Below are 10,731 nucleotides of genomic sequence, written 5' to 3'. Positions count from 1 at the left end.
AGGGGGCGTGTCTCCCCCGATAGGGTTGGGGGTCGAGCCACCCTTTGGTGGGAGTTTCACCCCTGGAGGCGGGCGGGTGGGTCTTGTGGCCCCTCCCCACACCCCCCGGGCCCCCTTCAAACTCGTCCGTCAGGATCCGTCCGCCGGACTCGTCCGTCCGGGTCCCGTCCGGATCACCCGTAGGTGCGCCGGATGCGGTAGAGCACGAAGATCCCGGAGAGGACGAAGATCCCGCCGAACACGCCCGGCCACAGGTTCGCCCCGGTCTCGGCGAGCCCGCCGGTCCCGACCGCCTGCGGCTCGACCCCCGAAGTGGCCGACGGGTAGGCCTCGGCCGCCGGCGCCGTCTGCGCGGGCGTCCCCACCTGGCCGCCCTGGTCGTCGCCCGGGGTCTCCTGCGCGGCGGACGAGCCGTCCCCGGCCGACGACGTCACGTCGGACTTGGGCTCGACCGTGGCGGGAGGCGCGTCGTCGCCCGCCGGCTCGGTGCCCGGCGCCCCGGCGGTCGGCTCGGCGCTCTGGCCGCCGCTGCCGTTGTCACCGGAGCCCTTGCCCCCCTTGCCGTCGGACGGGTCGTCCGCGGTGGGCGCCGGCTCCTCGGAGGGGTTCTCGGAGGGGTTCGGGTCCGCCTCGGACGGGTTCGGGGCCGCCTCCGAGGGGTTCGGCTCGGCACTCTGGGACGGCTTGTCGGTGGCCGGAGGGTTCTCCTGCTGTCCGCCACCGCCACCGTTGCCGTTGCCGTTGCCTGCTCCCGCGCCGCACTTCCGGCCGCCGTTGATGCAGTCGACCATGTGATTCATCAGGCTCTCGTCGAAGACGTTGATGAAGTCGCCGTGGTCCGTGACCGGCTTGTGCAGCTGCTCGGGGAAGGAGTCCACCGCGAACAGCGGTGACGTACGGCCGCCGTCCTGGAGGCTCGGCGCGTTGATCGCGTAGACGATGCGCTGCACCAGTTGCGGAATGGCCTTGAAACCGCCGGGGCAGTTGCCCTGGGCGTCCGCGAAGGCCACATGGGTGCGGTGGTTGGCGCTGTCGATGTTCGCGCCGTCCCAGCAGCTCTGGAACTTGAAGGTGCGCACCACGTCGCTGCCCTGCGGGCAGAGCGGGTACTTGTCCTTCAACTGCCGGTCCTCGAAGCCGGTGCAGCTCCAGGAGGCGTTGGCGTTGGCGGTGCCGTTGACGAACGCCTTGGCGTCACCGGTGATGATGCGCAGCAGGCGGGGCATCGCCGTGACCTTGCCGCGCGGGTTGCCGACGAAGGTCAGTGTGACCTGCTTGGGCGTGACGATCTGCCCGGCGTTGCCCTCGGTCCCGCCTCCGGGCGCGCCCGCGTCGCGTTCCTGCTTGCCGTTCTGGAGGCGCACCACGGGCCAGTAGTACGTGGACTTGTCGCCCTTGTCCTGGCAGGAGGTGTCGGCCTTGGCCAGGTCTTCGTCGCTGGCGAAGGCGGTGTTGGACTGGTTGCCGACGTAGTCGTGGAAGTGGTGGGCGCCGTTGCTGACACCGGGAGCCACGATCACGTTGTCCGAGTTGAACAGTCCGTTGGCGTTGACACCGCAGCTGGTGACGAACTCGCCCCGGGAGGCGTTGTCCTGGGGCTGCGGGGTCTGCACGTTGGGCTGGACCGACTTGATGTCCGCGTAGTCGGCGGCCACGGGGCCGTTGCCGACCGGAGCGGCACCGCCCTGCTGGTCGCCCTGGCTCGGGGGCGGGCTGCTCTGGTTCTGCGGAGCGCCGCTCTGGTTCTGCGGCGCGGGGCTCTGGGTGGCGTTCTCCCCGCCGCCGAGCTGGTTTCCGGAAGGCCGCAGGATGCAGGCCGCGAGGCTGTCGAGTCCGCTCGGCGGGTCGCCCGCGGCGTCGATGGCGGCCACGATGCGGCCGATCGACTCGGCCCGCTTCTCCTTCAGCGGATTCATGACGGCATCGGCGCCGCTGTCGCCGCTTTGCTGCATCTGGTCGGCTTTGGCCTGGAGTTGCTGGTAGGCCTCGGCGATCTGCTGGTCCAGTCCCGCGAGTTCCTTGTCGACATTCCCCTTCGCGGCGTCCGGGACCATCTTCAACTGGTCGCCGACGTCAGGGCAGTCGATGGTGGCGGAGCCGGCGGACAGGACGTGCGCGCCCTGCGGGTCGCCGCCCGCCCCGGTCTCGGTCGCCGATGCGTAGACGTTGACTGCTAGCAGTCCGCCTCCGCCCAATATCAGTGCGAAAGCTGCAGAGGTCGCGCGTCGTGCGCCCGTGGGGCGTCTGCGCGTGTTGCGTCCCAAGGTGGTGCTCCTACGCGTCGTGGTCGGCTCGGCATGGAAATTCCCCTGCCCCTATACGCGCGCGGGTTTCGTTGTGTTCAACCGTCTCTCGGATTCACAGCAACCCCGTACGGAGCAACGGCCCGAGGACACTTCGGCGAACACCGGGAGACCGGCTCGTCCCGCGCCGACCGCACGGGCGAGTGCTGCCCGCGGCACCTGCCCGGTTGCACCGGACGCGAAGCGGTGGCCTGATGAGAACACTGCACCACACGTACGTCCCGGACCTGGGCCCCCGGCCATGGCCCGGGCCCGTGGGGCAGGGTCAGGTGCTCCGCCGCTTCCACCGTGGGCACGACCGGGCCGCGGCGTGAGGCGGGTGAACAGGTGGCGGGAGCAGAGATCGACTACGGCGATGTCTTCCACGCCCTGCCCGGCATGGTCGCGCTGCTCACCCCGGAGTTGGTCATCGTGGACGCGAACGAGGACTATCTGAGCAACTCCGGCCGCTCCCGGGAGCAGTTGATCGGCCGGTATCTGTTCGACGTGTTCCCCGCCCGGCCGGACGATCCGGCCGCCAACGGGGTGCGCAACCTGGAGACGTCGCTGCGCCGGGTGGTGGAGTCCGGGGAGCGCGACACCATGGGCCTGCAGCGCTACGACGTGGAGTCCCTGGACCGGCCGGGTGTCTGGCAGGAGCGGTACTGGAGTCCGGTCAACGCTCCCCTGCTCGACGAGGACGGCGCCGTGGCGCTGGTGGTCCACCGGGTGGAGGAGGTCACCGAACTCATCCGCGCCCGCGGCCGTCCCACGGGCGGCGACCGGACCCCCGTACTGGAGGCCCAGTTGTACACCCGGGCCCGGGAGCTGCAAGAGGTCAACGACCGCCTGCGGCGGGCCCATGCCCGCGAACGGGAGGTCGCCGTCGCCCTCCAGGACGCGCTGCTGCCCTCACCGCACCAGGTGGGGCCCCACCTGGCCGCCGTGCGCTACCGGCCGGCCACGAGCGCCCTGAACGTGTGCGGCGACTGGTACGACCTGGTGGCCCTGACGGGCGACCGGATGGCGGTCGCGGTGGGCGATGTGGTGGGCCACGGGCTGACCGCCGCCTGTGTCATGGGCCAGTTGCGCAGTGCCCTCAGTGCCGCGTCCCGTGCCTCCAGCGGTCCCGCCCGAGCGCTTGACGTGCTGGGGCTGTACGCGCGTTCCGTCGAGGGCGCCGAATCCACCACGGCGGTGACGGCCCGTATCGACTGGGAGGCCCACACCATCACGTACAGCAGCGCCGGGCACCTCCCGCCGGCCCTCCTGCGCGGCGACGGGCGGGTGGAGTTCCTGGACCGGGCGACCGACCCGCCGCTCGGAGCCCGGCCGGATCACGTGCCCCGCCCCGAGGCCACCACGGACTTCGCCGAGGGCGACACCCTGGTCCTGTACACCGACGGTCTGGTCGAACGCCGCGTCGAGGACATCGACGTCGGTCTCGGGCGCCTCGCCGCCGCCCTGACCCGCCACCGGGAGGCCGCGCCCGAGGCCCTCGCCGACGCCCTCCTGTCGGACCTGCTCCCGCCCGACGGCGCCACCGACGACACCGCCCTGGTGATCCTCCCGCTGTGACCGGGAGCGGCGACGGACGGCGGTGGCCGCCCGCGACCCGCGACTACCGGCCGTGGGGGCATCCGGACGGCGTCACCCGGGGGAGACCGCAGGGGTGAGGCGGTGGGAGCGGACCACGGCGAGCACGCATCCGGCCAGGAGCGCGGCGGCCAGGGCCGCCAGGTCACGCAGCGGCCCGGTCGTCGCCCGTCCCGCGGCCAGGGCGCGTGGCGGTACCCGCCCCTCGGGGTCGTAGACGACGGCGAGCACGTCTCCCGGCCGGGTGGTCCGCTCGCAGCCCCGCCAGACGCGGACCCTGCGCGGTACGCCGTCCCGGGGAACCACCGAGCACAGGTACCGGGTGGGGCCCGCGCCCGCCCGCCCGCCGCCCTCGACGGACGTGACCACCATGGGCGCCACTCGCTCCCCGTCCGCCGGCACCACGCCCGCCGCGGCCTGCGGGGCCTGGAGGGCGAGACACACGCCGAGCACCGCGACGATGCCGACGAGCGCCCGCCCGGCCCGCACGAGAACCAGGTGGAGGACGAGGGCTCCGGCACACACGAGCCCCGCCTCACCGCTGGCCAGTACGGGCACCCCGGTCCGGTCTCCGACGACCCCGACGCCGACGATGGACCCGGCCCCGAAAAACCCGGCGAGGACCCCCTCCCCCACCAGCCACCGGGGCGGCCATCCGACGAACTCGGCAGGCCCCCACACCGTATTGCGGAGATACGCTGTCAGGTCCGGCTCCCGGGCGAGCGGAGGACGACGCCACCCGCGCATACCTCTCCCACCCCCAGCGTCGTTCCTCGTCGGTCAGCGCCTCGTATCCTGCCGTTCGCGGGCGGACCGCGGCCCTGCCTCCGTCCGGAACAGATGGCGTGGACAACGTTTCCGGGAGTCGGCAGCGAAGCCTGCCGTCCGCGCTCCCCGAGAGCCGACCGCCACCCTCACATCCAGGTGACGGTGCGTCAAACACATTGATGCAGAACGCCGTTGACCGTACCGCCCTCAGTGCCGGGGTTGCGGAGCCAAGGACTTCGCCAGCAGTACGCGTCCGCTCGCGCCGGCGAGCAGGAGCCCGGCCACCATGCAGACGAGGCAGAGAGCCGGGCCCGAGGACCAGTCGACGGCCGAGGCGCGGCAGGCCAGCACGACGGACACGGCGACGGCGGTGCCCGGCAGGGCGATCAGGGCCGGGCCGGTGCGGCCGAGGTCGTCCTCGGCGAGCGCGCCGAGGACGCCGACACCGAGGGCCAGGGCCCACACCCCGAGCGCCTGCGCGTCCGGGCGGTCGACGCTCCACGGGACGAAGCCGGTCCAGAAGCCCGGCCGGACCAGCAGTCCCGTACCGATACCGAGCCAGGACGAACCGAGCACGGCCAGCGCCGGTTTCGACCAGCCGGGAAGGGGCGCGCCGCGCGGGCCGAGCGGCTGCGCGGGGGTGAGGTACTGCCAGGCCAGCGCGATCAGGGCGCACACGCTCAGCAGGCCGAGCGTGAACAGCCAGCCGAGGCTGAACAGCACCGGGACGACGGAGCCGCCCCGCGCGATGTACAGGTGCCCGGCGTTGAGCAGGCTCACCGTGAACAGGCCGACCAGGACGACGGCCAGCGGGTGGACGAGCGTCCGGGTCTCGTGCCAGGCGCGGGCCCGGCTCACCGCGAACAGCCCGGGCGCGGTGCCGAGCATGGCCGCGCCGATCAGCCCCGGAGTCAGCGACTCGGAAGAGCGCCACGCGCCGAAGACATGTCCCGTGAGGGCCACGGCCGCCAGCAGCCCGCCGACGAGAACGCTGACCACGGCGACCGCGGTCGCCAGCATCGCCACCCCCGCGGTCAGCGGCCGCCCGCCGCCGGCGAGTGGCCCGGCAACGCGTCCCGCGGCTCCCAGCGGCACACCCTGCGTCTCTTGCGTCCTTTGCCGCTCTTGTGTCTCCTGCTCCCCCTGCGCCTCTTGCTGCTCTTGCTGCTCTTGCGCGTTTCGCGGAGGCTGCCGCGGGTGCTCCGTGGGGTCGTCGTGCCGGGGCAGGTCTGATGCGTTCGGCATGGGGATTCCGTTTCCGGACGGGGATCACGATGAGGTGGTCGAGAGATGAGAGGGAGGAATGAGGGGGACGCCGGGTCAGGAGACCGGCGACGAGAGGCGAGAAGCCGAACTGGGGGTGCGTACAGCCCTCTTGAGGACCTCCCGCGCGTACATGACGCGCACGCTCACCATCAGGGTCGCCGCGAACGCCAGCACACCGCAGCCGATCGCCGCCCCGGCTGCGAGCGCCGTGAGCCCGTCGAGCCCCAGCGTTCGTTCGAAGAGCGGCGCGGCCCCGGCCGACAGCACCGGCGCCAGGCACAGGGCCACCCAGTGCAGCCGCCACTCCTCCCGCGCCCAGAGACGGCCCTCCCGGCCGGCACGCCGAGCGCGGAGGCCCATCACCGCGTACGCGACGGCGTACGGCACGAGATAGGCGAGCACGAGCCGTCGCCCCTGTGAGCCGTAGTCCAGTGAGGCGCGAACCATCCAGGTCAGCGCGGCGGCACCGGCCACGTGCGCGACGGCCAGGACGGGCACAGGGGCCCACGACCGCGACACCCCGGCGACCGTCGCGCGCCGGTCGAGGGAGCGCGAGGCGATCAGCGCGCCGAACGCGACGACCGAGCCCAGGTGCATGGTGGCCACCTGGTTGATCTCGGCCATGGACAGGCCGGGCAGGATCAGCGGCAGGCCACCCCACTCGAACCGGAGGAGCGGGGCGGTCAGCAGGAAGCCATAGCACAGCAGCATCCAGCGCTGGTGCAGATCGGGGAACCCGCCGACGGCGGCGAGCACCCCGAACGTCACGCTCATCACGGTGCCCACCAGGATGGTCGCGAGCACGATCCAGAAGGCGGCGCCGCTGAACGCGTCCCCGGGAGCCGTACGCGCCAGGTACAGCGCGGCGCCCGCCATCGAGGCGTACACGGTGGCCGCGAAGACCACTCCGAGGACCCGGTGCAGCCGCGTGCGCCGCCGTACGGCGGTGAGCACCTGCGCGGGGCCGAGCAGCATCAGCACCCCGCCGAGCACGGAGTGCACGATCATCGGCACGAGGCTGTGGCGGTACGGCCCGACCCGGGTGGCCAGCGCGTCGGCCACGTAACGCGGCGAGACCACGTGAGCCAGGATCCACTCGCCGAAGGCCGGCGCGCCGGGACGCGCGTACGGCCACAGCTCGGTCATCGCGATCGGCGCGTAGCCCACGCACACGGCGGATACGGCTATGACGGCGACGCGGCGCCAGGTGTTCCCGGTTGGACGACGCACGACGACTCCCTGCTCGTGGCCGTGACCCGACCATCGATAGTCTCGTTTGGACTATCGAGACGGTAGGGGCCACCCACCGCCGGGGTCAACGGTCTGTCGCGTCCTCGTCCCGGCGCTGCACCCATTGCCAGAAATCGATCATCATCCGCTCGTACCGGATTCCGAACTCCAGCGCGTCCCGCTGCCCGCGCGTCAGCAACTCCCCGACGCTCTCCGCGAGTTCCTCGTAGGAACCCAGGGTCCGGCGGTGTTCGTCGAGCTGTACGGGACCGAGTTGTTCGGGCCGGCCGCCGAACCACAGCTTGAGGATGCCGCGCTCCCGCGCCTCCACCGGGACGAACGCGGGGTCGTCGAGCCAGTCCCGCAGGGCCGCCCGGCCCTGGTCCGTCAGCGTCAATACCCTGCGGTTGCGGCCGCTCTCCTGCCGCACCTGCGACAACAGCCCGGCGTCGAGGAGCCGGTCGCACTGCGCGTACACCTGCGCGTGCGGCACCGACCAGAAGGGCGCGACGGTGCGTGCCGCCTCCCCCTTGACGTCGTACGGGCTGGCCTCGCCCAGCTTGTCGATGATGCCGAGGACGAGATACGAGGCGGTGGTCAACCGAGCGTCAGCCATGGGGCGACCGTATCGCCACGCGATCACCGGGCGGCAGGCACCACCGGGCGCGGGCACCACACGGCGGGCTCCGCCCGACGCGAAGAAGATCCGGGTGCCCGGCACAATGCGGGGTAGACGGGCGATCACACAGCCGACCGCACCTCAGGCCCGCCGGGCACCCGCACTAGGAGTTCCTGTGACCACCTTCGTCATCACCGTTCCCGGGACGTTCGTCCACGGACTGTCGGACGCCTCCCGTGCCGACGTGGAACGCAGGCTTCGCCCTCAGGACCCGCAGAACACGGACCTGGGCGAGAGCGAGGAGCTGAGCCTGCTCACCGTCGACGAGAACAACACGTTCTCCGTCCGGCTCGAAGTCGAGGCGGCGGACCGGAGAAGCGCCGAAGCCGAGGCCGTGCGGCTCGTCTCCGGCGCGCTCCGCGACAGCGGCCTGTCCGAGGACGACGCCCCGCTGGGGCCGGCCGCCGTCACGGGGATCGACCGGGAATTCTGACGGCTCGCCGTCAGGTCATCCTCGCGGACGACCGCGCCCTCGAACGGCCGGGCCGGATCTCGGGCCGGCCGTACGGCGGGTCTCAGACCGGCCGTACGACGCTGTGGATGGCCGCCTGCCCGGCGTAGTTGATCGACTCCTCGGCGATCCGCGCTCCGGGACTCGGCGCGTGGACCATCATGCCGTCACCGACGTAGAGACCGACGTGGCTCACGTTGGCGTGGAAGAAGACCAGGTCACCCGGTTGGACGTCGGTGAGGGCGACCGCCGGGCCGACCCGCGCCTGGTCGTGCGTCGCGCGGGGGAGCATCACCCCGGCACTCTTCCAGGCCGCCTGAGTGAGGCCGGAGGGATCGTACGAGCCGGGTCCGGACGCTCCCCACACGCACGGCCTGCCGACCTGCGCACGAGCGAAGGCGACCGCCTCCGAGGCCCTGCTGTCGTATCCGACGACCGGAGGGGCGGCGGCAGCGACGAGGCTGTCGATGCTGAAGCCCGGATTCGTGTCGACGGGACCGGGCGCGGCGGGCCACACCTGTTCCCTGCCGGTCCGCAACGACTGCCGCCAAGCGTCGTCGACCGGCGGGGGCGCCGGCTCGTACGCGGGGGGCGCAGGCGCAGGCTCGTACCGGGGAGACGGGGGTGCCGATTCGTACGCGGGAGGCATCGGGGCCGACTGGTACGAGGCGGACTGGACCGCCGACTCGTACGCGAGGGGCAGGAGCACCGACTTGACCTCAGGCTGCTGAGGCACCGGCTCGTACGCACTGGGCAGCGGCACCGACTCGTACGCAAGAGGCAGGAGCACCGACTTCACCTCAGGCTGCTGGGGTGCCGGCTCGTACGCACTGGGCAGCGGCACCGACTCGTAGGCGAGAGGCAGGAGCACCGACTTGAACTCGGGCTGCTGGGGCACCGGCTCGTACGAAGTGGGCAGCGGCGCCGGCTGGAACGCGGGGGGCTGGGGGGCCGACTCGAAAGCGGTGGGCATGGGAGCCGTCTGAAACGCAGCGGGCTGGGGCGCCGAGGCGTACGCCGTGGCCTGAGGCGCCCCGGCGTACGCGGTGGCCTGAGGCGCCGACTGGAACGCGGCGGGCTGGGGAGCCGGTTGGAACGAGGGGAGCCGCGGCTCCTCCACCGGCCGGTACTCGATCGCCGGGGCCTGCGCGACCGGCATGCCCTGCCGCGCCACGTGCCGCGACAGCAGCTCCTGCGCGGCGGCCAGCTTGCGCCGAGCGCTGTGCTTCTTGAGGTGCAGCGAGGACTTCTGTGACGCGGGGGCGGAGGCCGCCGGGACCGCGCGCACGGCCGCCTCGGGTCCAGGTAGGGCCGGGGCGCGCCCGGCCGTCATCTCGGCCGCCGGACCCGCGGTCAGCTCCAGGACGGGGCGCGCGGTCAGTTCCGAAGCCGGACCCGCGGTCAGCTCTCGTACCGGTGCCGCCCTCAACTCGGCCACGGGCCGAGCGATTTGCTCCAGTTGATACACCGTCGGAAGCTCCGCCGGGAGCTCCTTCGGACGTCTCGCACCGTCCGTCGGGCGGGGGCCTTCCCCGCCGCGGTCCGGCTGTCTGTCGGGCGGCAGTATCGCCGGGGCCGAGGGCCCGAACCGGGAGCGCGCCCCGTCGAACCACTGCCGCATCAGGGCTTCCTGGGCGGGATCGACTTCCGCGCGACCTTGGCCGACGGCGCGCCGGGCGGGCTTGCGGGAGGAGTTCGCCAGGGCGCGGGTCGCGTTGAAGTTACCGGTGGCGTTCTCCGCCTGGTCATAGAGGGACGAGAGCCGTCGGCGGACTTCTTCGCCGCTGGGCGGGGTGTGCTCCGGCGCCATGGAGTGGTGCTCCTTCCGTCATCCGCCTACCGGGTTAGCTGTCGGGTTCGGGCGGACGATTCCGGAAGGTATGCCCTACGGCCTCTGCCCCGTAAGGCAGTTGGGCCGATTCACCCCAAGTTCGGTGGGTCCCCGGCTCCAGCTGCCACGAGGACAGGCCGGACTCGGCGGAGGCCGCGCCGCCCGGCGAGCTTCGCCGGAGGGAGTCGGGCGGCCTGGTCGCCAATTTAGCCATGTTGTGCACCCGATGTGAAGATCCACGTCCCAGATGTCCGATACATTTTCGTGACCTTCATCGCATCACCCCGCAGCGCAACGGTGAGGACACACGCCGTGCTCGAAAAGGCGGCTGAGCACGCCTGTTGGGGCGATCGGGACCCTACTCCCGTCGCGACCCCCACCCGGACTCGCGTCCCACCGGCCCGACCCACTCGGTCCGGATCCTTGTCCGGGTTCCTGTCCGACCGGGCCTGCCCAGCCTGTCCCGGCCCACCGTTCGCACATCCCGCCGTCTCGAATGTGTCGGAAGTGTGCACAGAACTGGCGTCCCCTGACATCTCGTTCGACATCAACGGCGCCCGTTGGTCACACCTTGACCGGTTCTGGCCGAGCTGGCCGGATGACCGCTGCAACCACGTCCCGGCCGTAC

At 72.2% G+C, this 10,731-nt stretch carries 7 protein-coding genes, 1 pseudogene and 1 riboswitch; of the genes and pseudogenes, 2 read left to right on the top strand and 6 right to left on the bottom strand.

Features of this window, described 5'->3' with window-relative positions; translation table 11 throughout:
* Positions 1-173: 173 nt before the first annotated feature.
* Positions 174-2,264: a DUF1996 domain-containing protein gene (locus ACZ6KY_RS03650; RefSeq protein WP_469308662.1), complete on the bottom strand. Its 2,091-nt coding sequence runs from the start codon at positions 2,262-2,264 to the stop codon at positions 174-176.
* 366 nt (positions 2,265-2,630) lie between these two features.
* Here ACZ6KY_RS03650 and ACZ6KY_RS03645 point away from each other — a divergent pair, with 366 nt between their 5' ends.
* Positions 2,631-3,860 (top strand): PP2C family protein-serine/threonine phosphatase, encoded by a 1,230-nt coding sequence (locus ACZ6KY_RS03645; protein WP_469308661.1) that lies wholly within the window; start codon positions 2,631-2,633, stop codon positions 3,858-3,860.
* A 72-nt stretch (positions 3,861-3,932) separates the two neighbouring features.
* Here ACZ6KY_RS03645 and ACZ6KY_RS03640 read toward each other — a convergent pair whose 3' ends face one another.
* The 4 genes from ACZ6KY_RS03640 to ACZ6KY_RS03625 all read right to left on the bottom strand — a co-directional run bounded on the left by ACZ6KY_RS03640 (position 3,933) and on the right by ACZ6KY_RS03625 (position 7,758).
* Positions 3,933-4,436 carry a hypothetical protein gene (locus ACZ6KY_RS03640; RefSeq protein WP_469308660.1) on the bottom strand — a complete coding sequence of 168 codons (504 nt, stop codon included), beginning with the start codon at positions 4,434-4,436 and terminating at the stop codon, positions 3,933-3,935.
* 417 nt (positions 4,437-4,853) lie between these two features.
* Positions 4,854-5,741, bottom strand: coding sequence for a hypothetical protein (locus ACZ6KY_RS03635; RefSeq protein ID WP_469308659.1), 888 nt, complete (start codon positions 5,739-5,741; stop codon positions 4,854-4,856).
* A gap of 225 nt (positions 5,742-5,966) precedes the next feature.
* Positions 5,967-7,142, bottom strand: a complete 1,176-nt coding sequence (locus tag ACZ6KY_RS03630) for a DUF2306 domain-containing protein (RefSeq protein WP_469308658.1) — start codon at positions 7,140-7,142, stop codon at positions 5,967-5,969.
* An 85-nt stretch (positions 7,143-7,227) separates the two neighbouring features.
* Entirely contained in the window at positions 7,228-7,758 is a 531-nt protein-coding gene (locus tag ACZ6KY_RS03625; RefSeq protein ID WP_469308657.1) for a helix-turn-helix transcriptional regulator, read from the bottom strand.
* A 178-nt stretch (positions 7,759-7,936) separates the two neighbouring features.
* Here ACZ6KY_RS03625 and ACZ6KY_RS03620 point away from each other — a divergent pair, with 178 nt between their 5' ends.
* Positions 7,937-8,254: a hypothetical protein gene (locus ACZ6KY_RS03620; RefSeq protein WP_469308656.1), complete on the top strand. Its 318-nt coding sequence runs from the start codon at positions 7,937-7,939 to the stop codon at positions 8,252-8,254.
* An 82-nt stretch (positions 8,255-8,336) separates the two neighbouring features.
* Here the strand turns inward: ACZ6KY_RS03620 and ACZ6KY_RS03615 are convergent.
* Positions 8,337-8,681, bottom strand: a pseudogene (locus ACZ6KY_RS03615) (C40 family peptidase); the annotation flags it as partial.
* Positions 8,682-10,089: 1,408 nt separating this feature from the next.
* A riboswitch (cyclic di-AMP (ydaO/yuaA leader) is annotated at positions 10,090-10,262 on the bottom strand.
* Between the last annotated feature and the right edge of the window lie 469 nt (positions 10,263-10,731).

Source organism: Streptomyces sp. NPDC042002 (assembly GCF_055588305.1).
This window is presented reverse-complemented; position numbering and strand designations above follow the sequence as displayed.